Source organism: Marimonas lutisalis (assembly GCF_005434965.1).
Classification (GTDB): domain Bacteria; phylum Pseudomonadota; class Alphaproteobacteria; order Rhodobacterales; family Rhodobacteraceae; genus Marimonas_A; species Marimonas_A lutisalis.
Window position 1 is genome coordinate 891148 of sequence record NZ_SKCI01000002.1, and the last position, 24828, is coordinate 915975.

At 64.2% G+C, this 24828-nt stretch carries 29 protein-coding genes; 20 read left to right on the plus strand and 9 right to left on the minus strand.

Annotated elements, in window-relative coordinates; genetic code table 11:
• Window positions 1-31: 31 nt before the first annotated feature.
• From E0501_RS12500 to E0501_RS12545, 11 genes are all read left to right on the plus strand, one after another.
• The gene (locus tag E0501_RS12500; protein ID WP_137701668.1) at window positions 32-961 is read left to right on the plus strand and encodes an ABC transporter ATP-binding protein; all 930 of its coding nucleotides are present in this window, start codon (window positions 32-34) and stop codon (window positions 959-961) included.
• Window positions 958-1719, plus strand: coding sequence for an ABC transporter permease (locus E0501_RS12505; RefSeq protein ID WP_137701669.1), 762 nt, complete (start codon window positions 958-960; stop codon window positions 1717-1719). Before E0501_RS12500 ends, E0501_RS12505 begins: the two co-directional genes overlap by 4 nt.
• A 119-nt stretch (window positions 1720-1838) precedes the next feature.
• A complete protein-coding gene (locus E0501_RS12510; protein ID WP_137701670.1) occupies window positions 1839-2633 on the plus strand; it encodes a S49 family peptidase in 795 nt (264 codons plus the stop codon).
• A 3-nt stretch (window positions 2634-2636) separates the two neighbouring features.
• The gene (locus E0501_RS21275) at window positions 2637-2798 is read left to right on the plus strand and encodes a hypothetical protein (RefSeq protein WP_170222777.1); all 162 of its coding nucleotides are present in this window, start codon (window positions 2637-2639) and stop codon (window positions 2796-2798) included.
• A 3-nt stretch (window positions 2799-2801) separates the two neighbouring features.
• Window positions 2802-3767, plus strand: a complete 966-nt coding sequence (locus tag E0501_RS12515; RefSeq protein ID WP_137701671.1) for a calcium/sodium antiporter — start codon at window positions 2802-2804, stop codon at window positions 3765-3767.
• On the plus strand, window positions 3764-4546 hold the full coding sequence (locus E0501_RS12520; protein ID WP_137701672.1) for an SDR family oxidoreductase: 783 nt from the start codon (window positions 3764-3766) through the stop codon (window positions 4544-4546). Before E0501_RS12515 ends, E0501_RS12520 begins: the two co-directional genes overlap by 4 nt.
• Before the next feature lie 301 nt (window positions 4547-4847).
• A complete protein-coding gene (gene uvrC / locus E0501_RS12525) occupies window positions 4848-6725 on the plus strand; it encodes an excinuclease ABC subunit UvrC (protein ID WP_137701673.1) in 1878 nt (625 codons plus the stop codon).
• 250 nt (window positions 6726-6975) lie between these two features.
• Complete coding sequence (gene pgsA / locus E0501_RS12530) at window positions 6976-7641, plus strand: CDP-diacylglycerol--glycerol-3-phosphate 3-phosphatidyltransferase (RefSeq protein ID WP_137701674.1); 666 nt, start codon at window positions 6976-6978, stop codon at window positions 7639-7641.
• Window positions 7641-7886 carry a molybdopterin converting factor subunit 1 gene (gene moaD, locus E0501_RS12535; protein ID WP_137701675.1) on the plus strand — a complete coding sequence of 82 codons (246 nt, stop codon included), beginning with the start codon at window positions 7641-7643 and terminating at the stop codon, window positions 7884-7886. The genes pgsA and moaD overlap by 1 nt, the downstream gene beginning before the upstream one ends.
• Before the next feature lie 2 nt (window positions 7887-7888).
• The gene (locus E0501_RS12540; RefSeq protein WP_137701676.1) at window positions 7889-8329 is read left to right on the plus strand and encodes a molybdenum cofactor biosynthesis protein MoaE; all 441 of its coding nucleotides are present in this window, start codon (window positions 7889-7891) and stop codon (window positions 8327-8329) included.
• Complete coding sequence (locus E0501_RS12545; protein ID WP_137701677.1) at window positions 8323-9492, plus strand: winged helix-turn-helix domain-containing protein; 1170 nt, start codon at window positions 8323-8325, stop codon at window positions 9490-9492. Before E0501_RS12540 ends, E0501_RS12545 begins: the two co-directional genes overlap by 7 nt.
• Here E0501_RS12545 and E0501_RS12550 read toward each other — a convergent pair.
• Genes E0501_RS12550 through ubiA form a run of 3 tightly spaced genes read right to left on the minus strand, consistent with a single transcriptional unit; the run spans window position 9479 to window position 12736 of the window.
• On the minus strand, window positions 9479-9805 hold the full coding sequence (locus E0501_RS12550) for a hypothetical protein (protein WP_137701678.1): 327 nt from the start codon (window positions 9803-9805) through the stop codon (window positions 9479-9481). The genes E0501_RS12545 and E0501_RS12550 overlap by 14 nt on opposite strands.
• On the minus strand, window positions 9792-11705 hold the full coding sequence (locus E0501_RS12555; RefSeq protein WP_137701679.1) for an OmpA family protein: 1914 nt from the start codon (window positions 11703-11705) through the stop codon (window positions 9792-9794). The genes E0501_RS12550 and E0501_RS12555 overlap by 14 nt, the downstream gene beginning before the upstream one ends.
• A gap of 59 nt (window positions 11706-11764) precedes the next feature.
• Window positions 11765-12736 (minus strand): 4-hydroxybenzoate octaprenyltransferase, encoded by a 972-nt coding sequence (gene ubiA, locus E0501_RS12560; protein WP_137701680.1) that lies wholly within the window; start codon window positions 12734-12736, stop codon window positions 11765-11767.
• 12 nt (window positions 12737-12748) lie between these two features.
• Between ubiA and E0501_RS12565 the strand changes: the two genes are divergently transcribed.
• From E0501_RS12565 to E0501_RS12575, 3 genes are all read left to right on the plus strand, one after another.
• The gene (locus E0501_RS12565; RefSeq protein WP_137701681.1) at window positions 12749-13477 is read left to right on the plus strand and encodes a 16S rRNA (uracil(1498)-N(3))-methyltransferase; all 729 of its coding nucleotides are present in this window, start codon (window positions 12749-12751) and stop codon (window positions 13475-13477) included.
• Window positions 13474-13998 (plus strand): hypothetical protein, encoded by a 525-nt coding sequence (locus E0501_RS12570; protein ID WP_137701682.1) that lies wholly within the window; start codon window positions 13474-13476, stop codon window positions 13996-13998. Before E0501_RS12565 ends, E0501_RS12570 begins: the two co-directional genes overlap by 4 nt.
• Before the next feature lie 61 nt (window positions 13999-14059).
• A complete protein-coding gene (locus tag E0501_RS12575) occupies window positions 14060-15430 on the plus strand; it encodes a glutamate--cysteine ligase (RefSeq protein WP_137701683.1) in 1371 nt (456 codons plus the stop codon).
• 184 nt (window positions 15431-15614) lie between these two features.
• On the opposite strand, the gene plsY is transcribed toward E0501_RS12575, so the two are convergent.
• From plsY to E0501_RS12605, 6 genes are read right to left on the minus strand one after another with little or no spacing between them, the layout of a single operon-like run.
• Complete coding sequence (gene plsY / locus E0501_RS12580; protein ID WP_137701684.1) at window positions 15615-16220, minus strand: glycerol-3-phosphate 1-O-acyltransferase PlsY; 606 nt, start codon at window positions 16218-16220, stop codon at window positions 15615-15617.
• Window positions 16220-17488: a dihydroorotase gene (gene pyrC, locus E0501_RS12585; RefSeq protein WP_137701685.1), complete on the minus strand. Its 1269-nt coding sequence runs from the start codon at window positions 17486-17488 to the stop codon at window positions 16220-16222. The genes plsY and pyrC overlap by 1 nt, the downstream gene beginning before the upstream one ends.
• Before the next feature lie 22 nt (window positions 17489-17510).
• Window positions 17511-17981 carry a hypothetical protein gene (locus tag E0501_RS12590; protein WP_137701686.1) on the minus strand — a complete coding sequence of 157 codons (471 nt, stop codon included), beginning with the start codon at window positions 17979-17981 and terminating at the stop codon, window positions 17511-17513.
• A complete protein-coding gene (locus E0501_RS12595) occupies window positions 17974-18465 on the minus strand; it encodes a hypothetical protein (protein WP_137701687.1) in 492 nt (163 codons plus the stop codon). Before E0501_RS12595 ends, E0501_RS12590 begins: the two co-directional genes overlap by 8 nt.
• The gene (locus E0501_RS12600) at window positions 18462-19004 is read right to left on the minus strand and encodes a hypothetical protein (RefSeq protein ID WP_137701688.1); all 543 of its coding nucleotides are present in this window, start codon (window positions 19002-19004) and stop codon (window positions 18462-18464) included. The genes E0501_RS12595 and E0501_RS12600 overlap by 4 nt, the downstream gene beginning before the upstream one ends.
• Entirely contained in the window at window positions 19001-19963 is a 963-nt protein-coding gene (locus tag E0501_RS12605) for an aspartate carbamoyltransferase catalytic subunit (protein WP_137701689.1), read from the minus strand. The genes E0501_RS12600 and E0501_RS12605 overlap by 4 nt, the downstream gene beginning before the upstream one ends.
• Before the next feature lie 282 nt (window positions 19964-20245).
• Between E0501_RS12605 and E0501_RS12610 the strand changes: the two genes are divergently transcribed.
• The 6 genes from E0501_RS12610 (at window position 20246) to E0501_RS12635 (ending at window position 24828) form a co-directional block, all read left to right on the plus strand.
• The gene (locus E0501_RS12610) at window positions 20246-21040 is read left to right on the plus strand and encodes a uracil-DNA glycosylase (RefSeq protein ID WP_137701690.1); all 795 of its coding nucleotides are present in this window, start codon (window positions 20246-20248) and stop codon (window positions 21038-21040) included.
• Complete coding sequence (locus E0501_RS12615; RefSeq protein ID WP_137701691.1) at window positions 21037-21609, plus strand: hypothetical protein; 573 nt, start codon at window positions 21037-21039, stop codon at window positions 21607-21609. Before E0501_RS12610 ends, E0501_RS12615 begins: the two co-directional genes overlap by 4 nt.
• 54 nt (window positions 21610-21663) lie before the next feature.
• Window positions 21664-22257: a metallophosphoesterase family protein gene (locus E0501_RS12620; RefSeq protein WP_137701692.1), complete on the plus strand. Its 594-nt coding sequence runs from the start codon at window positions 21664-21666 to the stop codon at window positions 22255-22257.
• An 11-nt stretch (window positions 22258-22268) separates the two neighbouring features.
• Window positions 22269-22811 (plus strand): molybdenum cofactor biosynthesis protein B, encoded by a 543-nt coding sequence (gene moaB, locus E0501_RS12625; protein WP_137701693.1) that lies wholly within the window; start codon window positions 22269-22271, stop codon window positions 22809-22811.
• Entirely contained in the window at window positions 22808-23251 is a 444-nt protein-coding gene (locus tag E0501_RS12630; RefSeq protein ID WP_137701694.1) for an NUDIX domain-containing protein, read from the plus strand. The genes moaB and E0501_RS12630 overlap by 4 nt, the downstream gene beginning before the upstream one ends.
• A gap of 119 nt (window positions 23252-23370) precedes the next feature.
• Window positions 23371-24828, plus strand: a complete 1458-nt coding sequence (locus tag E0501_RS12635) for an efflux RND transporter periplasmic adaptor subunit (RefSeq protein ID WP_137701695.1) — start codon at window positions 23371-23373, stop codon at window positions 24826-24828.

Below are 24828 nucleotides of genomic sequence, written 5' to 3' on the forward strand. Positions count from 1 at the left end.
AAGTTGGCGCCGCGCGACACAGGAGAAAGACATGCCCGCGATCGTGGAAACACGCGGCCTGACCAAGGTTTACGAGGATGGCACCGAGGCGCTGAAACCCTTGGACCTGAGCATCGAGGAGGGCGAAATCCTGGCCCTGCTTGGCCCGAATGGTGCGGGCAAAACCACCCTGATCTCAATGCTTTGCGGTCTCGTGTCGCCGTCTGGCGGGCAGGCGCTGGTGGGTGGGCATGACATCGTTGCCAGCTATCGGCAGGCGCGGCGAATGATCGGCCTCGTGCCGCAGGAAATCGCGCTCGAACCATTCCAGAAGGTCTGGGATTCCGTGCGCTTCACTCGCGGTCTTTTCGGCCTCAAACGCGATGATGCGCATCTCGAAGCGGTGCTGCGCCAGCTGTCGCTTTGGGACAAGCGCAACAATCGCGTGGTGGAACTTTCGGGCGGGATGAAACGCCGCGTGCTGATCGCCAAGGCGCTGTCGCATCGCCCGCGCGTTCTGTTCCTGGATGAACCAACGGCGGGCGTCGACGTGGATCTGCGCCGCGACATGTGGGAAATGGTCGAAGAGCTGCGCCGCGACGGCGTGACCATCATCCTGACCACCCATTATATCGAAGAGGCCGAAGCCATCGCCGACCGGGTCGGCGTGATCAGCAAGGGCGAGTTGCTGCTGATCGAGGAAAAAGACGCGCTGATGGTACGCATGGGCCGCAAGACGCTGCGCATCGACCTGCGCGCTCCCGTGCGGGCCGTGCCAGACGGGCTGGCGCGCTATGATCTGGAACTGGCCGCCGATGGCGAAAGCCTGAGCTATCACTACGACACGATGGGCGAAGGCACGGGCATCACCGCGCTGTTGCAAGACCTGGCGCGCGAAGGGCTCGCGCTGCGCGACATCCATACGCGGCAATCCAGCCTCGAAGAGATTTTCGTCGACCTGGTCAAGGGAGAGGCACAATGAACTGGCAGGCCGTCTGGGCGATCTACACCTATGAAATGCGCCGCTTCATTCGCACTTTCGCGCAAAGCTTCCTGTCGCCGGTGCTGTCGACCTCGCTTTATTTCGTGGTTTTCGGCACCGCCATCGGCTCGCGCATCGACCAGGTCGAAGGCGTCAGCTACGGCGCCTTCATCGTTCCCGGCCTCATCATGCTGTCGGTGATGACACAAGGCATCTCGAACGCCAGTTTCGGCATCTATTTCCCGAAATTCATCGGCACGATTTACGAGTTGCTGTCGGCCCCGGTGAATTTCCTCGAGATTGTGCTGGGCTATGTCGGCGCTGCCGCGACCAAGGCGCTTTTCATCGGGCTGGTGATCCTTGGTACCGCGTCGCTCTTTGTCGATCTCACGGTGATGCACCCGGGTGCGATGCTGGCTTTCTTACTGCTCACCTGTCTCAGCTTCGCGCTCTTCGGCTTCATCATCGGTATCTGGGCGCAGAATTTCGAACAGCTGCAACTGATCCCGCTTCTCGTGGTCACGCCGCTGGTGTTCCTCGGCGGCGCGTTCTACTCGATCTCGATGCTGCCGCCCGCCTGGCAGACGGTGACCTATTTCAACCCGGTGGTGTACCTCATCTCGGGCTTTCGCTGGGCGTTCTTCGGCGCGGCGGATGTGCCGGTGGGCATTTCGCTGATGGCGATCTGCGGCTTTCTCGCCCTGTGCCTTCTGGTGATCGGCTGGATTTTCCGCACCGGCTACCGGATCAAGCCATGATGCGCGCCCATGGTGGCACGTGACGTTTTTGCCTGCTTTCGGGCCTTTTTTCACAAGATAACCATTCCGTGCCGGGCGTCACCTTGTCACGCCCGCACGGGGCCTCTACATCACCCGTCATGAAGCGCTTTATTCCGTTCGTCAAAACGCCCCCGCGCGTTGCGGTGATCCGCCTGCAGGGTGCCATCGGCACCGGGCGTTTCCCGATCAATGACGAGGCCTATTTCCAGATCATCGACCGCGCCTTCAAACGCGGCAGGCCCAGCGCTGTGGCGCTGCTGATCAATTCGCCCGGCGGCTCTCCGGTGCAAAGCTCGCGGATCGCGTCGCGCATCCGCCGGCTCGCGGACGAAAAAAAGGTGCCCGTGCACGCCTTTGTCGAAGATGTGGCGGCCTCTGGCGGTTATTGGCTGGCTTGCTCGGCCGATGACATCTGGGCCGATCCGGCCTCGGTCATCGGGTCGATCGGGGTCATTTCCTATGGCTTCGGTGCACATGATTTCATCTCGCGCCACGGGATCGAACGGCGCGTGCACACGGCCGGCAAATCGAAATCCCAGCTGGACCCGTTCAAGCCGGAACAGCCCGAGGACGTGGAACGGCTCAAGGCCATCCTCGATGACATGCACCAGATTTTCATCGACCACGTGAAAACTTCGCGCGGCGAAAAGCTCACTGATGACGAGCGGATTTTTGCCGGCGAGTTCTGGCTGGCGGACACGGCCCGGAAGCTAGGCCTGATCGACGGCACCGCGCATATGGAGCCCAAGCTGAAAGAGCTTTACGGCGATGATGTGAAGCTGATCCGTTATGGCCGCCGCCGGGGTCTCTTTCAGCGGTTCGGCGCGCAAGTGGCCGAAGATGCAATGACCGCGATCGAGGAGCGGGCCGGTTACGCCCGCTACGGTCTCTGATCCATGGTTGCCAAGATCGTCCTCCTTTTCCTTGTCTTCATCGGCGTGCTGGCCATGTTCGGCAAGCTGACCGTACCGGGGCAGAAGAAACTCGCCTCGAAACGCTGCCCCAAATGCGGCCGCTTCCGCATCGGCAAGACCTGCAGCTGCGGCAAGAAGGGGTAGGGGATGGACTGGATCTATGCCACGCTCGGCCTGGTCATCCTGCTTCTCGCCGGTGACAGCCTGGTGCGCGGGGCCGTGAACCTCGCGCTGCGGCTTGGCATTCCCGCGCTGATCGTCTCGCTCACCATCGTGGCCTTCGGCACTTCGGCTCCCGAACTGCTGATCGGCATCCGTGCCATCACCGACAATGCGCCGGGCATCGCGCTGGGCAATGTCGTGGGCTCGAACACCGCCAATATCCTGCTGGTGCTGGGTGTGCCTGCGCTCCTCGCCACAATGCACACCTCCGAATGTGACAGCCGCAAGACCTATGTCTACATGCTCCTGGCCTCGGTGCTTTTCATCGCGCTGGCCTTCCGCGGCGTGTTCGATTGGGGCGCGGCCATCGTTCTGCTGGCGGCTCTTGGCTTTGTCCTGGGCGACAGTTTCCTGCATGCCCGCCGCCACCGGCGCGAAATGGCGGGGCTGGCGCTCGCCGACGACGAGGACGAGCGCGAAGACCTCGAAGGCGCAGACCCCGACATGCCTTGGTGGAAGATCCTCGTTTTCCTCACTCTTGGCCTGATCGGCCTGCCGTTGGGCGCCGACCTGCTGGTCGACAGTTCGATCAACATCGCGCGTACCTTCGGCGTCTCGGAAACCGTGATCGGCCTGACGCTGGTGGCCGTCGGCACCTCGCTGCCGGAACTGGCCACCACCGTCATGGCCGCCATCCGCCAGCAGGCCGATGTGGCGCTGGGCAACGTGATTGGCTCGAACATGTTCAACCTTCTGGCGATCATCGGCATCACCGCCCTGATCGGCAATATCCCGGTCGACCCGGAATTCCTGCAATTCGATCTTTGGGTCATGCTGGGCGCCTCGGTGCTTCTCGTGCCCTTCGTTTTTCTCAAGCAGAACATCACCCGCCTCTGGGGCATCGCCTTGACCGCGCTTTACGCCGGCTACGTCGTTGTGGTGCTGTCATGAGCGGCGCGGCCCTTGTCACCGGTGGCGCCACGCGCCTTGGCGCCTCGATGGCGCTCTATCTCGCGCATCGCGGCTTCGATGTGGCGATTCATTACAACTCGAATGCAGAAATGGCGCAGTCGGTCGCTGATGAAATCGCTGCGGGCGGGCGCAAGGCGGCGATCTTCCAGGCCGATCTGCTGCACGAGGACCAGACCCGCGAACTGATCCCGCAGGCGGCTGCGGCACTGGGCGCGCCGCTGACCGTGCTCATCAACAACGCGTCGATCTTCGAATACGATACCATCCGCACCGGCACCCGCGACAGCTGGGACCGGCACATGGAATCGAACCTGCGCGCGCCTTTCGTGCTGACGCAAGCTTTCGCCGAACAGGCGCCGCGTGCGCACATGGACGACCGGGGCGAGCCGATGGCCCAGGCCCTCGTCATCAACATGATTGACCAGCGCGTGCGCAAGCTCACGCCAGAGTTCGCCTCCTACACCATCGCCAAGATGGGGCTCTGGGCGCTCACCCGCACCGCGGCGCAAGGGCTGGCCCCCGATATCCGCGTCAATGCCATCGGGCCCGGACCCACCCTGATCGGGGCGCGCCAGACCGAAGATCATTTCGCCCGCCAGCGTGCCAACACGGTCCTCGAACGCGGCTCGAACCCCGAGGATATCACCGCCGCCTTGGGCTATTTGCTCGATGCGCCGGCGGTCACCGGGCAGCTCCTCTGCGTCGATGGCGGCCAGCACCTGGCCTGGCAGACGCCCGATATTCTGGGTGTCGAATAGCGCCCCGCGCCTCTGCCCCTGCGTCAGTTTTGCACTGGACACGGAGCCGTTACCGAAGCGTTACAAAAACTTTAATGTTTTCAATATTTTGCTGACGGGTCAAAAAAATTGTGTTTAAAATCAACAAGTTAAATGCATGCCCATTTTTTAGGCAATTCAACGAAATCGCCCGAAAACAAAGGAAATTTCCGGCTGACCCAAAGATACACCCAGAGTTATCCACAGGATTGGTGGATGCCTTTTCTCTTGCCCCGACCAGCGTAAGATTGCAGCCAGACCAAAGAATCACAGACCCGGACAAATGAGCGAGCAGGACCAAACAGATACGCCCCCGGAAAAGACCGGGCACGAGGTGATCGCGGGCTATCTCAAGACCCTCGACAGCTCGCCGGGCGTCTACCGCATGCTCGATGGCGAAAGCCGCGTGCTCTATGTCGGCAAGGCGCGCAACCTGCGCGCGCGGGTGTCGAACTATGCCCGGCCCACGGGCCATTCTGCGCGTATTACGCGGATGATCCGCGAAACCGCCTCGATGATGTTCCTGACCACGCGGACGGAAACCGAGGCGCTGCTGCTGGAGCAGAACCTGATCAAGCAGCTCAAACCGCGTTACAACGTGCTTTTGCGCGACGACAAGAGCTTTCCGAACATCCTTGTCACCGATCATCCCTTCCCGATGATCAAGAAGCACCGCGGCGCGAAAAAGGAAAAGGGCCATTATTACGGCCCCTTCGCCAGCGCCGGCGCGGTCAACCGTGCGCTCGCCCAGTTGCAGCGCGTCTTTCTGCTGCGCAACTGTTCGGACGCGATGTTCGACAGCCGCACGCGCCCCTGCCTGCAATACCAGATCAAGCGCTGCACCGCGCCCTGTGTCGGCAAGATCAGCGAAGCCGACTATGCCGAGGCGGTGCGCGATGCCGAACGCTATCTCTCGGGCCGCTCGACCCAGATCCAGGAAAAACTCGCCACCGAGATGCAGGCGGCCTCGGACGCGATGGAGTTTGAAAAGGCGGCCGCGCTGCGCGACCGGATCAAGGCACTGACCCAGGTGCAGACCGCACAGGGCATCAACCCGCGCTCGACGCAAGAGGCCGACGTGATCGCGCTGCACCTCGAAAACGGCCAGGCCTGCGTGCAGGTCTTTTTCATCCGCGCGAACCAGAACTGGGGCAACCGCGATTTCTATCCGCGTGTCGGCTCGGCCGAAATCGAGGCGGCCGAGGTGCTCGAGGCTTTCATCGGCCAGTTCTACGACAGCAAGGAACCTCCGAAACAGCTTCTGCTCTCGCACCCGATCGAAAACGCCGACCTGATGGCCGACGCGTTGGGCGAGAAGGCGGGCCGCAAGGTCGAGATCCTCGTGCCCCAACGTGGCGAAAAAGCCGAGCTGGTCTCCTCGGCCGCCCGCAACGCCCGCGAAAGCCTCGCCCGCAAGATGGCCGAAACCGCGACACAGGCGAAACTGCTCAGGGGCGTGGCGGAGGCCTTTGGCCTCGACACCCCGCCACAACGGATCGAGGTCTATGACAACAGCCACATCCAGGGCGCCCATGCCGTGGGCGCGATGATCGTTGCCGGTCCCGACGGCCTGATGAAAAACCAGTACCGCAAGTTCAACATCCGCGGCGACGACCTGACACCGGGCGACGACTTCGGCATGATGAAAGAGGTGCTGACCCGCCGTTTCAAGCGCCTGCTGAAGGAAGACCCCGACCGCAAGGAGGGCCACTGGCCCGATCTCCTGCTGATCGACGGTGGTGCGGGGCAGGTCTCGGCCGTCAAACAGATCATGGATGAAATGGGCGTGGCCGACATTCCGATGGTGGGCGTCGCCAAGGGCATCGACCGCGATGCCGGCAAGGAGGAGTTCCACCGCCCCGGCGCGCGCCCGATGGCGCTGCGCCACAACGATCCGGTGCTCTACTTCATTCAGCGCCTGCGGGACGAGGCCCACCGCTTTGCTATCGGTACCCACCGCGCCAAGCGTGCCAAGGCCGTAGGCGCGACGCCCCTGGACGACGTCCCGGGCGTCGGTGCCACGCGCAAGCGCGCGCTGCTGGCGCATTTCGGCAGCGCCAAGGCCGTCAGCCGCGCCGCGCTGGCCGATCTGAAGGCGGTCGAGGGCATCTCGGACAGCCTCGCCGAAACCATCTACGATTTCTTCCACGACCAGGGCTAGGCCCGCCAGGGGTCCCCTTCATCTGACCCAAAATACCTCGGGGGTGCGGGGGCTGGCCCCCGCTTGGCGCGCCCGGGCGCGCGGTCGGTTAACCTGATTTTCCGTGAACATGCGCCGTTTTTCCCGGCAGCCGGATGTCAGCCGGGGGGTGCACGCAGATCACCCCCCTGACATGGCGCGCAAAATCGCCGTTAACCCCTGCGTGCGGTCCCTTCCCCCGCGCCTCAAACCGGGGTAGAAACGGCGCGAAATGAAATGGACGGTCCCGAATATCCTGACGGCCCTGCGCCTGCTGGCCGCACCGATGGTGCCGGTGATGTTCCTCTATTTCACAAGACCTTACGCCGACTGGTTTGCGCTGATGCTGTTCGTCCTGGCCTCGGTCACCGACTGGTTCGACGGCTACCTGGCGCGGGCCTGGAAACAGCAAACCAAGCTCGGCACCATGCTCGACCCTATCGCCGACAAGGCCATGGTCATCATCGCCCTCCTGGTCATCTGTGGATATTCCACCTGGACCCCATGGCTCGTTCTTCCGGCCACGATCATCCTCTTTCGCGAGGTCTTTGTTTCCGGCCTGCGCGAGTTCCTGGGCGATACGGCTGGCACGCTCAAGGTGACCTGGCTGGCCAAGTGGAAAACCACCGTGCAGATGGTCGCCATCGCGGTGCTGTTTTCGCAGGGCGTGTTCGAGCATTACCTCGTCATGTCGTCTTGGGGCATGGATCAGGCCATGGCCGAGGCGATGCTGAGCGGCGACATGGAAGATTCCCAGGGCCTGCGCTGGAAGTATGCCGGCATGGTCTGGGCCGGAAACCTGGGCGTTGTGCTGCTGTGGTTCGCGGCCCTGCTCACGCTGGTAACGGGCTGGGATTACCTTCGCAAATCAACCCCTTACCTGCGCGAGGATACGTGATGGAAGTACTCTATTTCGCCTGGGTGCGCGAACGTATCGGCCTGCCGCGCGAGACGGTCGAGACCGAGGCGAAGACCGTCGCCGAGCTTGTCGCGGAGTTGCGCAAGCGCGAAGAGCGCTACGAGGCGGCCTTCGCCGATCTCTCGGCGTTGCGCGTGGCGCTCGATCAGGAGCTTGCGGATTTTGATGCACCTCTCGAAGGGGTGCGCGAGGTGGCGTTCTTTCCGCCAATGACCGGAGGCTGAGAATGGATATCCGGGTGCAGGAGCAGCCGTTCGATTTCGGTGCCGAGGCAAACCGCTTTGCCGCTGGCCACACCGAGATGGGCGCGGTGGTCACTTTCACCGGGATCGTTCGCGATGTGGCGGATGGTCTGCAATCCATGCAAATCGAGCACTATCCGGGCATGACGGAAAAGGCGCTGGAACAGCATGCGCGCGAGGCGTTAACCCGGTTTAAACTCGGCGATGTTCTGATCATTCACAGGTATGGCGTTCTTGCGCCGGGCGAAATGATCATGATGGTCGCCACCGCCGCTCCGCACCGCGCCGACGCCTTTCAGGCGGCGGAGTACCTGATGGATTACCTCAAGTCGCGCGCGCCGTTCTGGAAAAAAGAGACTACGGGCGACGGTGCCGGCTGGGTTGCAGCGAAGGACGAAGACGAAGATGCGCTGGGACGATGGTGACGGGCGCGCCGCTGCGCATCCCCAATCGCGCGGCGCGCTGGTTGTGGCTCGAGGCGCAGGGGCTGGCCGACACGCCCACCGGGCCGCTGGACCTGCCCGCGCTGATCCATGACCTGGGGTTTGTCCAGCTCGACACGATCCGGGTGATTTCGCGGGCGCATCATCATATCCTGTGGTCACGCAACCAGAATTACCGTGAGCCGATGTTGGGCAGGCTTTTGAAATCGCGCGGTATATTCGAGCATTTCACCCACGATGCCAGCGTGTTGCCGATGGCGTTCCTGCCGATGTGGCGGCGACAGTTCCGGCGCCGGGCCGAGATCATTCGCAATGCCGGCTGGTGGAAGGGCATGCCCGATGCCCAAGGCCGCGCCGAGATCAGGGCGCGGATCGCGCGCGAGGGACCTCTTTCGACCCATGATTTCGATACGCGTGTTGAAGGCCGCAAGGAGATGTGGCAGCGCCCGCCGCACAAGCTCGCGCTGGACTACATGTGGTACGCGGGCGAACTGGCCACCTCGCATCGTGAAAACTTCACCAAGTTCTACGATCTCGCCGAGCGGGTATTTCCAGCGGATCTACAGGTGCAGGAGCATCCCGAGGCAACGCAGATCGACTGGCTGTGCCGCGGTGCCTTGACGCGCTGCGGCTTTGCCACCACTGGCGAGATTCAACGCTTCTGGGATGCGATGGATGCGCGCGAGACCAGGACCTGGATCAATGCCAACGCCGCGCGCCTCGTTCCGGTAGAGGTCGAGGATGCGAAGGGCGACCTGACAAAAGGCTGGGCGCTTCCCGATATCGAGATGCGATTGGCAAATGTGCAAAAGCCCACCTCGCGCCTGCGCATCCTTAACCCGTTCGACCCGGTGATCCGTGACAGGGCCCGGTTGGAACGGTTATTCGGGTTCCAATACCGAAATGAAATGTTCACGCCCGCCGCAAAGCGCGTATGGGGATACCACGTTTACCCGCTGCTTGAAGGCGATCGTTTCATCGGGCGGATCGAGGCCAGGGCAGATCGCGGCCGGGGGGTGCTAGCCCTCGAAAAACAGTGGATCGAGCCCGGAGTACAATGGACCGCCGCGCGTGATGACAAGCTTCAGGCCGAATTGATGCGAATTGCCCGCCTGGCGGGGGTGGATCGGATTACCCGCCCCTGACCTGTTCGAGATGCGAGCGCAGCTCCTCGGCCTCGTGCCGAGCATCGCGCAAACCTTCCATGGCCGCCGCCAGTTCGGCCTCGGTCTGCGATAGCTGGTTGGTCAGCTCCGCTTCACGCTGTTGCAGGTAGGTGATGGCCTGGTCGCGGGTCTCCTCGGCCTCGTGCAACTCCTGCGCCATCTTCTCAAGCTCTTCCATGTCGGAACGTGCGACGCGGGTGAAGCGATGGATCAACCAGTTCGCAAACCACCCCATGCAAAAGGCAACAAACAGGATAATCGCTGTTGCAATGATGAACTCAGTTCTGGTCATCCGGGGTTCCCTCGTCTTGCGCGCCGTCCTCCGCCGCGTCCGCTGCGTCCTGTTCGACGCTTTCCAGCGTGGTTTCTGTTTCCTCGATCGGCTCCGGCCGGATAATGCGGAATTCGATCCGGCGATTGGCCTCGCGCCCGTCCTCCGTGCCGTTGTCGGCGATCGGTTGCGTTTCGCCATAGCCGACGGCGGTGAAGGTCGATGTCAGAACGCGGCGCGCCCGCAATCCGTTCAACACTGCCTGTGCCCGCGCCTGGCTCAGTTGCTGGTTCATCACTTCGCGGCCCTGACTGTCGGTATGTCCGCCAATCTCAAGTTTGAGCGGACCGCATTTCTTCAGGATTTCAGCGATGTCGTCCAGGGTTTTGCGCGCGCCAGCGTCAATCGTGTCCGAGCCAGGTTCGAAGCTGATCTTGCGGTTGGCCTGAATGGCCTTGATCTGAACTTCGCATTCTTCCGGCGTTGGCAGGCTGGCTACAGGATCGAGTTTTTCCTGGTAGGTCACGTCGATTGAAAAGCGCTCGGCCTCGCCCAGCTTCTCCGACAGCAGACGTGCGATGGTCGCGTTGGCATCGCTGTTGCCGGTATTCCCGCTGACAACAACGCTGTCAGGGGAAATCGTGACCGCGCCGTTCGACAGATAGGACAACGCCTCGAGCCCGGCCAGAACACGTATGGGCCAGGTGGCGGGCAGTTTTTCGTCGATACGTGCCGAACTGTGGACAACATCGAATCCGAAACGCGCGCGCGCAAAGCTCATTGCGGTATCGCGGAAAAGCTCATCGGGAAGCCGGCCGCGCATCTGGACGAGCCCTTCGGGCGACAGAGTGGCGACGAATTCAGGCGGCCCGGCCGCTTCCGATTGCGGCGTCTCGGGCAGAACTGCGTGCAGCGTAAACACTTCAGGCAGCGCGTTTTCAAGCTCGCCCACGACCTGGTCGAACAGGGCTTGCTCGGTGCCTTCGGCGGCCACGAGGGTGATGTCGGCATCGGCAAAGGTGATCGAACCCGCGCCCAATTTTGCAAGCGCGGCAATCGACATCTCTGCCGCGCGCGACCAGTTCGGAGATGGCACGCCAAGCCCGATCGTGCACGAGGCTTTTCCGCTCAGACCGGCCTTCAGTGCCGCCGACAGGATACGATCGCGAGAGGTTTCGCTTTCGGCGGAGCAGCTATCGAAGCGCGCGCCGGCATCGTCGATCAGAAAGCGCAGCGAAAAGGGCGTAATGACCGGACGCGGCGCCGAGATATCAAGCACGATCCTGAGATCGCGCGGCGCGGCGCGCGTCAGATCGGTCTCCAGCTTGCGCTTGGCTTCGGCGCTGTCGGACATGGCCGTCACGCCAACCCGCGTCGCATCTATCGAGATTTTCGAACGTGGAAGCGACCCGAGCGATTCAATGCCAAATTCCAATGCCCTGTCCCATCCATCCGGAACGGGATAATCGGCCGATTCAAGCAGGTCGGCTACGTTGCCTTCGCCGGCGATGTCCGTCAGGTCGTCGATCAGACGCTCACGATCCGTTGCGGCCGGGATCAGGCCGATGAGCGAAATACCGGAATCATTTCGCAGGATTTCAATCGAAAAGCGGGGTGGCGTAAGCCCCTTGTCGGCCTTGACCTCCATGTTGTCGATGACCCTCGCGGCATCGACAACGCTGCCGGCCGTGCTGACGGCAAGAAAGCGCGAGGCCTCGCTGGGAGCCGTGCCGGTCAGGAACACCTGGAGTCCATCAGCATAGACTTCGGCCCAGGTCAGCTCTTGCTCGTCCAGTGCCCTGCGAACGCCTATCTCGGAATTGTCCTCGATCAGGGTAACAGCCAGACTGGCAGCGAAAAGGCAGGCGATGGCCGCAGAGACGAAGGTGCCCAGGATGATAAATAGCGAAGAAAGGCGCATCTGACCCTTGAACCGAAAAGCGTTGCCCGTTCCTTATGCCCTGCTGTCCGAGGTTGCAATCAAAGGAATAGCGCGACGGCGAAAAACAGCAAGGGGATCAGGCCGGTATCACGGTTGGCGCGAAACAGCATGAGCAGGCGATCGTTGTCATCGAGATCCAGCATGCGCATCTGCCACAACATATGCCAGCCCATCACGCAGGGCCCCGCCAGCGCAATCAGCAGCGCCAGGGGATTCGCGTTCTGTTCGACCATAGCCGAGATGATGGCGAGCCCCATCAGGGCGACCGTTGCCACCAGGAAACGCCGCAGCCAGGTCGGCGTTTGCGGACCGAACAGGCGCGCCGTGGATTTGACGCCGATCAGGGCGTCATCCTCTTTGTCCTGATGGGCATAAATCGTGTCGTAGAACAGTGTCCAGGAAATGCCGGCGACATAGAGGAAAAGAGCAGGTGTCTGAAGTGCGCCGGTGTGCGCTGTCCAGGCCAATAGGGCACCCCAGTTGAAGGCGAGACCAAGAAAGACCTGCGGCCACCAAGTGAAGCGTTTGGCGAACGGATAGATCGCGACAGGGACAAGCGACACAACCCCGAGGATGATGGCATTGACGTTGAAACTGAGCAGGATCGCGAAGGCCACCAGCGCCTGTGCGATCATCCAGGCAGCAGCCTGGCGCACAGAAACCTGGCCAGATGGAATGGGGCGCGATCTCGTGCGCTCGACACTGCCGTCGAACTCGCGGTCGGTGATGTCATTCCAGGTACAGCCCGCCCCGCGCATGAGCCAGGCGCCAAGCCCGCAGGCTATGAAAATCCAAAGATCGAACATGCGCGCCTGTCCGTCGTAGAGCATACCAAGGGCAAGACCCCACCAGCAGGGAAGGAGCAAAAGCCATGTACCGATCGGGCGATCGGCACGGGACAGGCGCAGGTAAGGGCGTGTTGCCGGTGGCGCGACACGATCCACCCAATTGCCGCTCACGGCATCGGAAACCTGGCCCGTGGGCTCTGGCGTCTCGTCAGGTGTGGTCATATTGTCGGGCCTATGAAAGCGGCAAAGATCAGACTGTATGTAGAGCACCCGTTGGGCCAAGGGCAAACGGTTCCTTTGGAACGCGACCAGGCGCATTATCTGTTCGGGGTGATGCGGCAGGATGAAGGGGCGCAGGTTCTGCTGTTCAACGGGCAGGATGGTGAATGGCGGGCCGAAATTGTTGAGAAAGGTAAACGCGGCGGTAAGCTTCTGTGTCAGGAGCAGACACAAGTGCAGAGCCTGCCGCCGGACCTGTGGCTTCTGTTCGCGCCGATCAAGAAGGCGCGCACGGATTTCATTGTCGAGAAGGCGGCCGAAATGGGGGTGCGTGAAATCCGGCCCGTACAGACAGAATTCACCAATGCCGAGCGGATCCGCCGCGACAGGCTGCAGGCCCACGTGATCGAGGCGGCCGAGCAATGCGGCGGCGTTTTCGTGCCCGAGGTCAGGGAGCTGGAGCGGCTGGATCGATTGCTGCAGGGATGGCCGGAGGACCGGCAACTGATGTTCTGCGACGAGGCTTTGGCCGGTGGCTCGCCCGTTCTGAAAGCAAATCAAGATGCCGGGCCGTGGGCCATCCTGATCGGGCCGGAGGGTGGATTTTCCGAAGCAGAACGAGACCGGTTGCAGGCCCTGGAGTTTGCGCATCCGGTTGCCCTTGGGCCCCGGATCCTGCGCGCGGATACGGCGGCGGTGGCGGCAATGACCCTGTGGCAGATGCAGTTGGGGGACTGGCGGTGAGCTTCGTCCGGCCAGAAGCGCGCGCTGCCTTGTGGCGCTGGCGCGAGGTGTTGCTGGGCGCGGTGATCACGGCGCTTGGGGCCAACTGGGCCTTGGCGGCGCAGGGCATCCTGTCATGGGTCGGCTGGCCTGTGCTGGTGATCGGGCTTGGCCTGCTGATCGCGGGATTGCAGCGTGCGCGGGTGCGCCCGCGCAGCGGCGGGGCCGGGGTGGTCGATCTGGACGAAGCGGAACTTCGCTATTTTCTGCCGGAAGGGGGCGTGGTCATTCCCCTGTCCACGATCCGGCGGATCGAGATCGATGCGCAGGGAGACACGGCGGAGGGCGAGTTTTTCTGGGAATTTACCGATGCTGACGGGCGGCGGGCGCGTATTCCGGCCTCGGCCGTCGGTGCGGAGAAACTTCTCGATGCACTCGCACAGTTTCCTGGCGCGCAGTATCGCGAGGTCGCCGCGGCCTCGGCCGCGCGGGTGCCGCAAAAATTCGTTATCTGGCAACATGACGTCGCGCGGCTGCATTGACACTGGGTTTCTTTCGCCGCACTCCTTTCGTTGATACGCGAACAGATCGGAGTACTTCTGCATGTCCATTCCCCAGTCCGGCGGCGGTCCGATCGAGCGCCATGAACAACTGGCCGAATACCTGGCCGAGGGCTGCAAGCCCAAGGAAGACTGGCGGATCGGCACCGAGCACGAGAAGTTCGGCTATTGCAAGGATACGCATCTGCCGATTCCCTACCGGGGCGAAAAGTCGGTCCTGGCGGTGCTGGAAGGCCTGCGCGACCTTCACGATTGGGAGCCGCTCTATGAAGGCGAAAATATCGTTGGATTGGAAAAGGATGGCGCCAATGTGAGCCTGGAGCCGGGCGGGCAGCTGGAGCTGTCGGGCGCGCCGCTGCATTCGATCCACGAGACCTGTGACGAGGTCAACGCGCACCTTCGGGACGTCAAGGATATCGCCGACAAGGTGGGTGTAGGCTTCATCGGCCTTGGGGCCGCGCCGGAATGGACGCATGAGCAGATGCCGATGATGCCCAAGGGGCGTTACAAGCTGATGACCGATTACATGGGCAAGGTCGGCACACTGGGCACCGCGATGATGTACAGGACCTGCACCGTGCAGGTGAACCTGGATTTCAGTTCCGAGGCGGACATGGTGCAGAAGATGCGCGTTGCGCTGGCGCTTCAGCCGGTGGCGACGGCGCTCTTTGCCAACTCGCCCTTCTTCGAGGGCAAGCCCAACGGCTGGAAATCGTGGCGCGCGCATATCTGGCAGAATCTCGATCCGGCGCGCACGGGCATGCTGCCCTTCGTGTTCGACGACGGTTTCGGGTTCGAGGCCTGGGTCGAATACGCGCTCGATGTGCCGATGTATTTCGTCTATCGCGATGGCAAATACATCAACGCGCTGGGCCAGAGTTTCCGGGATTTCCTGAAGGGAAAGCTGCCGGCGCTGCCGGGCGAGACGCCGACGCTGAGCGACTGGGCCGATCACCTGACGACGATCTTCCCCGAGGCGCGGGTCAAGAAATTCATCGAGATGCGCGGGGCCGATGGCGGGCCGTGGCGGCGGCTGTGTGCGTTGCCAGCGCTGTGGGTTGGCCTGACCTATGACCAGACCGCGCTGGACGCGGCCTGGGACATGGTCAAGGGCTGGGACGCGGAAACGCGCGATGCGCTGCGCGTAGCGGCCGGCAAGGACGGTCTGCAGGCGCAGGTGGGCAACCTGAACATGCGTGACCTGGCGCGTGACGTGCTGGAAATCGCGCGTGAGGGGTTGCGGGCCCGCGCGGTACCGGGCGCGGGGGGCATGGTGCCGGACGAGCGGCATTTCCTGCATGCGCTGGAGGACAGCGTGACCGACAACAAGGTGCCGGCGGACGAGTTGCTGGAGCGCTATCACGGCGACTGGAACGGCGATCTGAGCCGGATCTACGACGAATACGCCTATTGATTTCGTAAACGGAAGTTTGAGCGATCTTAACCTTCCCTAACCGGTTTGAGGCCGAAAACGGGTGTATGATTTGCGTGCACCGCCCGGCTGACATCCGGCTGCCGGCGGAATCGCCCGCCCGATACGGGCCAAAGCGTTAACGGCACAGCGCACGGTGGGGTTGGATTTTGGTAACAGAGAACGCCTATTTCTGGCCGATCTTCGGCTCGGTCCCGGCGCGCAGGCGGGCGATGTTGGCACTGTGGCGCAGGTAGACGAGGATCGTGAGCGCCACGCCGAGGAAGAATGCCGTGCCGTGATCGAGGATCAGCAGCCAGGCGGTTGAACTTCCGGCAGCGACCAGGGCCGAGAGCGAGGAAATCCGGCTGATCACAGCGGTGGCGAGCCAGGTCAGGCAGCAGGCGATCCCGGCAGGCCAGGCGAGCGCCAGCATGATGCCGAGGAAGGTGGCAACCCCCTTGCCGCCCTTGAAGTTGAGCCAGACCGGGAAGCAATGGCCGAGAAAGGCGAATAGCGCCGCGATCTGCGCCGCGTCCTCGCCCACGATCATCCGCCCTGCGATCACCGCCAGCGCCCCCTTGCCGCCGTCGAGCAGCAGCGTGAGCGCGGCGGCGGCCTTGTTGCCGGTGCGCAGGACGTTGGTGGCCCCGATATTGCCCGAGCCGATCTGGCGCAGGTCGCCCAGTTTCATCAGCCGTGACAGGACCATGCCAAAGGGGATCGACCCCAGAAGGTAGCCGATCACCGCCCAGAGGCCGAGGGTGGCAAAACTTGTTTCGATCGCGGGCATCAGCCGAACACCTTTTCTCCGCCGACGAAAGTCGCCAGCACCTTACCTTGCATGCGGGCGCCGTCAAACGGGGTGTTCTTGGATTTCGAGTTGAGCCCGAACCGGTCGAGCACGAAGGGCGCGTCGGGATCGAACAGGATGAGATCGGCCGGGGCATCGGCGGCCAGCCGTCCGGCGGCGAGGCCAAGGCGGCGGGCCGGGTTAAGCGAGAGCGCGCGGAAGAGTTGCGGCAGGGTGAGGTGTTCGGAATGGTAGAGGCGCAAAGCGGCGGGCAGCAGGGTTTCCAGCCCGACGGCGCCGCTTGCTGCCTCTTCGAAGGGCAGGCGCTTGGATTCCTCGTCCTGCGGGGTGTGCATGGACGAGATCGTATCGATCAGGCCGGTGCGCACCGCCTCGACCACGGCCATGCGGTCTTCTTCGGAGCGCAGCGGCGGCTTGACCTTGAAAAAGGTGCGGTAGTCGGAGACGTCGAGTTCGTTCAAGGTGAGGTGATGGACGGAGGTGCCGGCGGTGATGTCGAGCCCGTTCTTTTTCGCCCGCTCCAACGCGGGCAGGGCGCGGGCGGTGGTGATCTGGTCGGCGTGGTAGCGCGCGCCGGTCATTTCCAGCAGCGCGATGTCGCGGTCGAGCGCCATGCGCTCGGCCATGGGGGTGACCGCCGAGAGGCCGCGCAGCGAGGCGAACTTGCCGCTGGTGGCGGCGGCGCCGTTCGACAGGATCGGCTCCTGCACATGGGCGATGACCAGCGCGCCGAGCGAGCGGGCATAGGTGAGCGCGCGGGAAAAAACCTTAGTGTCGCTGACCACGCGGTCGCAATCGGTGAAGGCCACGGCGCCGGCATCGAGCAGGAAGCCGATCTCGGTCATTTCGCGGCCCTCGCGGCCCTTGGTGAGGGCGGCCATGGGCAGCACGTTGACCGGCGCGGCCTCGTTCGCGCGGCGGCGGACAAATTCGAGCGTTTCGGGCGTGTCGATGGCGGGCAGGGTATCGGGGCGGGTGACCATGGTGGTCACGCCGCCTGCTGCCGCGGCCAGCCCGGCGGAGCGATAGGACTCTTTATGACGTTCGCCGGGTTCGCAGACCTTCACACCGATATCGACGATGCCGGGGGCCAGGCATTTGCCGCCGCAATCCACGATTTCGTCGGCCTGTGGAGCCTCGCCGTCGCCCTGCGCGGCGATGCTCCCATCTACGACAAGGAGCCACCCGGGCGCATCGGTCTGGGCCTCGGGGTCGATCAGGCGGGCGTTGGTGAACAGGGTCTTCATATGGCTTGCCTTTGGAATTGCGTCACTGCGCCGGGGGACGCCCACCGGCCTGAACGCGCTCGATGAGCGCCTTGGTGGCCTTGGCGTCGGGTTGATACTTGATGAGATGCTTGTCGCCGGTGAGTGTGACCACCTGCACGGCCGAGCCGAGCGTGTTGATCTGCTTGATCTCGCGCAGGCCGACGGTGCGGGTACCGGGGCCCATGAGGCGGCGATCGGTCAGGTCCCAGCGGACCGAAAGCTCGTCCGAGGCGACATACCAGCCGCGCAGAACGATTGCGGCGAGACCGCCAATCGCGCCGGTCCAGACATGCGGGTTGCCGATGACCCAGAGGATGGCCATGCCGACGGCCATGGCGATGGCCGCCATGGTGGCGTGATCGCGCCTGTACGTGGCGCGATCGGCCTGGAAACTGGCCAGAACCTCTTCGCCCTCGGCCAGGGGGGTGGTGGGCGTGTTGGTATATTTCAGGTCGGCAGAGGTTTCAGGCATCGCTTTCTCCTGTGGCGGCGGCGCGGGCCGCGAGGATGCGGCGGCGGGCCTCGCGCGGCTGTGGGATATAGCGGATCGAGGTGGCAGTGCCGCTGTCGAGACCGAGGCGCAGGCTCCACCAGAACCACGGTTTTGCCCAGGCGACCGAGGCGAGCGGGATGGCGGCGTGGTCCTCGGGGCTTTCATGGTTTTCGAAGATGAGCCGCATGGAGGTAAGATACCAGCGTTCGCCGCGATGGCGCACCCAGGTGGCGAGATCGTCGAAGACGAAGATGTAGACGAGTGTCAGCACCGGCAGGGCGAGGAGCCATTGCCACCAGACGAGGAAGCCGAAGCCCGAGAGCGCCAGGGCGGTGACGAAGCCGAGAAGGAGCGAGCGCTGCGCGAAGAGCCAGAAGCGCGGTTGCCAGCGGGCGAGCAGGGTTTCGCCGTCGAGCATCGGGGTTTCGGGAATGCGAGCTGGGACGGGTTTGACCTGGGTCATCGCGTCACCGTGAAGATGAACGCGGCCAGCGCGACGAGGGCCAGGACAAGCAGAAGCGGCGCGATCCAGCCGCGCCCGCGCGTCGGTGCGGGGGCTGTGCCGGTCGCCGAGAGCCGGCCCTTGGCGGCCTCGGAGGGCAGACGTTCGAAGATCACCGGCGGGCGCTCTTCGTGCAGGGTGGCGATGAGGCGCAGGGGCGGGCGGGGCGTGAGGCGCTGCGACACGCCGGCGAAGGCGCGCGAAGTGATCACCGCGACCCAGCCACGCAGCGCGTCGAGCCTTGGGCGCAGGCCCGAAAGCTCGGATGTGGGCACGCCGAGGCCCTCATCGAGATAGCCGGATAGGCCGAGCCCCGCGAGATCGGACAGATCAAAGCATTCGACATGGGCGGGATCGAGCGTTTCAGCGCCGAGCGCGTCGCGCAGCGGCCATGTGCCGTTGCGGCGGTTGAAGCGGCGCGCCGCGTCGCCTTCGAGATCGACGGCGAAGAGGCGTATGACGCCGTGTTCGTCTGCCGGGATCTCGATCACGGTGCTCACGCCATGACCCCCTTGGCGCGCTTGTCGCGCGCGGCGCGCAGGTTGCGGGCCAGAAGGTCCATAGCCGCCATGCGCACGGCCACGCCCATTTCCACCTGTTCCTGGATGACCGAGCGGGTGATGTCGTCTGCGATCTCGCCGTCTATCTCGACGCCGCGGTTCATCGGGCCGGGATGCATGACGATGGCGTCATCGCGGGCGCAGGCCAGTTTCTCGGCGTCGAGGCCGTAGCGGTGGAAATATTCGCGTTCCGAAGGGATGAAGCCGCCATCCATACGTTCCTTCTGAAGTCGCAGCATCATCACCACGTCGACATCGCGCAGGCCTTCGCGCATGTCGTGGAAGACCTCGACCCCGAATTGGTCGATCTGGCTGGGCAGGAGGGTGGGCGGACCGACGAGGCGGACGCGGTTTTCCATCTTGCCGAGAAGCAGGATGTTCGAGCGCGCGACACGGGAATGGGCGATGTCGCCGCAGATCGCGATGGAGAGGCGATGCAGGCGGCCCTTGGCGCGGCGGATGGTCAGCGCATCGAGCAGGGCCTGGGTAGGATGTTCGTGGCGTCCGTCGCCGGCATTGAGCACGGCGCAGTTGACCTTCTGGCTGAGCAGGTCGACGGCGCCGGAATTGGGGTGGCGGACCACCAGCAGATCGGTATGCATGGCGTTGAGCGTGAGCGCGGTGTCAACGAGTGTTTCGCCCTTTTTGATCGAGCTGGCCTGCATCGCCATGTTCATCACGTCGGCCCCCAGCCGCTTGCCGGCGAGTTCGAAACTGGCCTGGGTGCGGGTGGAGTTTTCGAAGAACATGTTGATCTGGGTGAGCCCGGCGAGCGCGTCGGAATGTTTCATCTCGGCGCGGTTCAGATCGACATACTGCTCGGCCAGGTCGAGAATGGCGGTGATGTCGGAGGGCGAGAGCGGCTCGATCCCCAGAAGATGCCGGTGTGGAAAGCTCATCGCCTCTCTCCCTTCGTGATCGGGCCGTTTGATCGCGCCGGTTATAGGCAGTGGGCGAAGGGGAGTCTAGCATCAGGGAGAGGGGACGCGCTGACCGGCGCCGCCCACCCACCCACCCCGGCACCGGCCAGCGCGTCCGGGGCTGAAATTGCGCCGCGTGGCGCGTTGGTGGGGGCAGGCATGTTGAGTATTTTCACCAAGAAAGAGTGGTGTGGCGGGGTGCGGAATTTGCGGGCGATTTGACCTGTTCAGGCCGCGGCATGGTTGCGTTAGGGTGCAGGCATGGAATCGGAGGCATATCACGCGGCGCTGGCGGCGCTGGACTGGCAGGTCGCGCTGGGCGCGAACGAGGCCATCGGCGATCTGCCGGTGGATCGCTATGATCTGCCCGACAAGGCTCCGGCGGCGACCGTAAAGGCGGCGCGTCCGGCCCAGGCGGCCCCGGCTGCCGCGCCGCGTGCTGCGCCTGCAGGACCAGACCCGGTGGACGCGGCGCGCAAGGCCGCGGCGGCAGCCCAGGACCTGCCCGCGCTACGCGCGGCGATGGAGGCCTTTGAGCATTGCGACCTGAAACGCGGGGCGCGGCAGTTGGTCTTTTCCGATGGGCAGCCCGGCGCGCGCGTGATGATTATCGGCGAGGCGCCGGGCCGCGACGAGGACCGCGAGGGCCGGCCATTCGTCGGCCGTGCGGGGCAGTTGCTGGACCGGATGCTGGCGGCGATCGGCATGGCGCGTGCGGGTGAGGGAGTGCCGGTCTATATCACCAACGTGTTGCCGTGGCGGCCGCCGCAGAACCGCGACCCGAAGCCCGAGGAGATCGTGATGATGCTGCCCTTTCTGGAGCGGCATGTGGAGCTGGCCGCGCCGGAGGTGATCGTGCTGATGGGGAATATCAGTTGCCAGGCCTGCCTGGGTAAACGGGGGATCACGCGGCTGCGCGGGCAGTGGGCTGAGGCATTTGGCCGCCCTGCTTTACCTATGTTTCACCCGGCCTATCTATTACGAACACCCGGAGCCAAGCGCGAAGCGTGGGCTGATTTGCTGAGTTTGAAGGCGAGACTGGAGGCTGGGACATGAAGAAAGCGGTAACCCTGTGCGCGATGCTGGCGGCGGCGCCGGCGGGCGCGTTCGAGATCGACTATCCCGCGCTGTTTGAGGCCTTTGCCGACCAGGTACGCGAAGTGTCGGAAGACGAGCGTGTGCTGGAACTGCCCGGGCCGGTGACGGTGATCGCCCGCGAGATGAAGAACGGCGCGGTGAATTTCATGGGGTTTGACCAGTCGGGGCTGGGCCCGGCGGGCTGTGGGTTCGACACGCTGGTCAACGCCATGGCCTTTGCCGAGCAATGCGGTGGCACGCTGAGCGAGAGCGAAGTGGCGCGCCTGTCGGAGTTGGCGCAGCAGGCGGCGGGGTTTGTTGCCGAGAACGGCATGTTCGAGGGCGGCAAGGCCGCGGCCGAACTGATGGCCGAGGCGATGGCCGGGGCGCGCCCGATGCCCTGCCCGGCGGAGGGTAACAAAAGCGCCGAATATGTCGGGCAACTGAAAGACATGTTGAAACCCGAGGGCACGGAGCTGTTCGAGCGGATGTTGAGCAAGCCGCGCCTGCCGGTCTGCCTGGCGCAGACCTATTCCGCCGCGGAGTAGGTTGCGGGCCCGGGGCACGGACGCGATGATGGGCGTGCAGCAGGGGGCAAGGCGATGAGGATTCTGGCATTTTCGGATGTGCATGCGAGCGCGAAGGCGACGCGGGCACTGGTGGCGGCCGCGGAGGGCGCCGACCTGGTGATCGGCGCAGGTGATTTCTGCAATGCAAGGCAGGGCCTGCGCGAGGCGATGGCCGGGTTTGCCGCCATCGCGGCGCCTTTCGTCATGGTGCCGGGCAATGCAGAGAGCGCCGAGGAGTTGCGCGATGCCGCGCCGGACGGTGCGGTGGTGCTGCATGGCGAGGGGTGCGAGCTGGGCGAGCTGAAACTGTTCGGCCTGGGATACGGGGTGCCGGAAACGCCGTTTGGCGCCTGGTCCTGCGATCTGGGTGAGGCGGACGCGGCGGCAATGCTTGCAGGCTGCGAGGCGGCCGATATCCTGATCACCCATTCACCGCCCAAAGACGTTGCCGACAGAACATCGACTGGGGTGTCGGTGGGTTCGGTCGCGATCCGCGAAGCGATCGAACGGGTGCAGCCGCGGCTCGCGCTGTGCGGGCATGTGCATGATTGCTGGGGCGAGCGGGGCCGGATCGGCAAATGCGATGTTGTGAACCTTGGGCCGGTGCCCAACTGGTTCGAGATGTAAGGGAGAGCGACATGGGACGGATCGACGAGAGCAAGGATTTCATTCCGGTCCGGATCGCGGTGCTGACCGTATCGGATACGCGCGACATGGCCGGAGACCGTTCGGGCGAGACGCTGGTCAGCCGGATCGAGGCGGCGGGCCACGTGCTGGCCGACCGGATGATCGTGCGCGACGAGCGTGACCAGATCGCCGACCAGCTGCGCGAATGGATCGCGCGCGATGATGTGGACGTGATCATTTCGACCGGGGGCACGGGCCTGACCGGCCGCGACGTGACCGTCGAGGCGCATCGCGACGTCTATGAAAAGGAGATCGAGGCCTTTGCTACGGTCTTTACCATCGTCAGCATGCAGAAAATCGGCACCAGCGCGGTGCAGAGCCGGGCGACGGGTGGCGTGGCCGGTGGCACGTATCTGTTTGCCCTGCCGGGCAGCCCGGGGGCCTGCAAGGACGCGTGGGACGAGATCCTGCAATACCAGTTGGACTATCGCCACTACCCCTGCAACTTCGTCGAGATCATGCCGCGGCTGGACGAGCACCTGAGGCGGAAATGACAGAAGAATTCCGCACCTTGGGCCCGTTGCCGGACGTGGTGACCTGGCGGGGGGCCTCGGTGCTGGCGCGCGATGGGCGAGGCCGGGCGCTGATGCAGCTGCGCGACGGGTTTGCGCGGATCGCCTCGCCTGGCAAGTGGGGGTTTTTCGGTGGCGCGGTGGAGCCGGGCGAGACGCTGGAGGCGGCGGCGCGGCGTGAGTTTTCCGAGGAGACCGGCGTTGACATCGACGGCGACGCGGTGCGGCCGCATGTGCGCTTTGCCAGCCAGGCGCTGTCGGGCGGGCTTGTGCACGTTTTCGTGCTTGAACGGCGGCTGGAGCCTGCTGAGGTGCGGCTGAACGAGGGGGCCGGGTTTGCTTTTCTTACCCGGGCGCAGGTGGAACAATTTGATCTGATTGAGAATTTCCGCCGTACACTGCTGCAATTGGACGATTTTTGATCCCTCGGCGCGACGGAAAAGTGTCGCGGTCTCGTAGAGCGCCTGTGGCTTGGCAAATCGGCGCGGTGCGCTAGACTTGCCGATCGGTGTTTCTGGGGTTGCATGAAGGGCCCGTTGCAATGCGATTTTTGCGTCAGAGCCTGACCGGCCTGTTCCTGCTGTCACTGACGGTGGGAGTGTTGGTGTATGCCGGTTACATCGTTGAGCAGGCGATCGAGGCGCGCATGGCGCGCGAGGCGCGGGTGCCGCAGAACCGCGAGCGCGTCTTTGCGGTGAACGTGGTGGTGGCAGAGCCGGGCACGGTGGCGCCGGTGCTGACGGCCTATGGCGAGGTAGAAAGTCGGCGCATGCTGGATATCCGTGCCGCCGTGGGTGGCACGGTTGTGGACCTGGCCGACAGTTTTGTCGAGGGCGGGCAGGTAAACGCTGGGGTTTTGCTGGTGAAGATCGACCCGGCGGATGCGCTGGCCGCGCGGGAGCGCGCGCAGGCCGATCTGAGCGATGCCGAGGCCGAGCTGCGCGATGCGGCGCGTGCCCTTGCGCTGGCGCGCGATGAGCTGACGGCGGCCGAGGAACAGGCGACGCTGCGCGAGCGGGCCTTCGCGCGGCAGAAGGATTTGCGCGCCCGTGGCGTGGGCACCGATGCTGCGGTGGAGACCGCTGAACTGGCGGCGAGTGCGGCGCGCGCGGCGGTGCTGGCGCGGCGGCAGGCAATCGCCCAGGCCGAGGCGCGGGGCGATCTGGCGGAAACCCGGATGGCGCGCGCGAAGATCGCGCTGGACGAGGCCCAACGCACGCTGGCCGATACCGAGATCCGGGCCGAGTTCGCCGGCACGCTGACCGGGGTGAGCGTGGTCGAAGGTGGCCTGGTGTCGCCAAACGAACGGCTGGCGCAACTGGTGGACCGCACCGCTCTGGAAGTGGCGTTTCGCCTGCCGACACGTGGCTATGTGCGGCTATTGGATGAGGCCGGCCAGCTGCGCCCGGCGCCGGTACGCGCCAAGCTGGACGTGTTCGGCATCGACCTGACGGCCACAGGCACGCTGTCGCGCGCCAGTGCTTCGGTTGGCGAGGGGCAGACCGGGCGGCTGGTATTTGCGCGGCTTGAAGACGCGCGCGGCCTGAAGCCCGGGGATTTCGTGACGGTCGAGATCGACGAGGCGCCGCTGGAGGGCGTGATCGTGCTTCCGTCGGGTGCGCTGGGTCCGGATGGCGATGTACTGGTGCTGGGGCCCGAGGACCGGTTGGAGGAGGTGCCTGTAACGCTGCTGCGCCGGCAGGGCGACGATGTGATCGTGCGGGCCGACGCCTTGGCCGGGCGCGAGGTGGTGGCGAACCGCACGCCGCTTCTGGGGGCGGGCATCAAGGTGCGGCCGCTGCGCACGGGGCCGGAGGCACAGGCCGACGAACCGCAGATGCTGGAACTGAGCGAAGAGCGGCGGGCGAAGCTGGTCGCGTTCGTCGAGGCCAACACGCGGATGCCCGAGGACGTGCGCACGCGGATCCTGACGCAGCTGGCCCAGCCCAGGGTGCCGGCCAGCATGGTCGAGCGGATCGAAGCCCGCATGGGGGGCTAG